The following is a 606-nucleotide window of genomic DNA, read 5'->3' as shown; positions in this document are numbered from 1 at the left end:
CCTTCTTTTGGCTAGTTCACTATCTCTATGGTGAAGTGGTTCTTCTTCGTGCATGGTTGATTGAAGCGAATACTTACGGCATCCCGACCCCTAATTGGGTATTGAATCTTCCCTATGGCGATCAGATCAATACCTACTGGATGACCTACTTGGGAACGCCGAGTGGGATTCATGATTTTTTTGCAGAAATTGGTTTGGCAAAACTTGGTTATCTTGCCACTGTAACCCGTTCTGTTACCAAGAGCTTTAGTGCTTTAGGATTTACGATTCTCTTTATGATGATTATTCTCTTCTTCTGCTACAAAGATGGTCGTCGTTTTAGTCGGCAGCTCGATAAGGTAGGGGAGCGGGTCTTCCCCGGAAGATGGAAGAGAATTTCTCGTATTGTCCCTACGTTGGTCAGCTCAACGGTATCAGGAATGGTGATTATTGCCATTGGAGAGGGTATTGTTTTCGGAATCGTCTACTACTTTGTGGGCGCGCCGATGCCGGTAACATTAGGGATTATTACTGGTATTTTTGCCTTAATTCCAGGGGGAGCGCCACTGTCGATGACGATGTCTTCTCTCTATTCAGCCGGAACCGGAGAGTATACTCATGGAATCA

At 45.4% G+C, this 606-nt stretch carries 1 protein-coding gene; it reads left to right on the top strand.

The window, feature by feature from the left end:
- Positions 1–606: AI-2E family transporter (locus FK530_RS27595; RefSeq protein ID WP_146489477.1), on the top strand; the 606-nt coding region annotated here is incomplete at both ends.

The sequence above is a fragment of the Tsukamurella conjunctivitidis genome (genome assembly GCF_007858475.1).
Taxonomy (GTDB): Bacteria; Actinomycetota; Actinomycetes; order Mycobacteriales; family Mycobacteriaceae; genus Tsukamurella; species Tsukamurella conjunctivitidis.
Note: the sequence above shows the minus strand (reverse complement) of the source record. Positions and strands in the feature narration are given on the sequence as shown.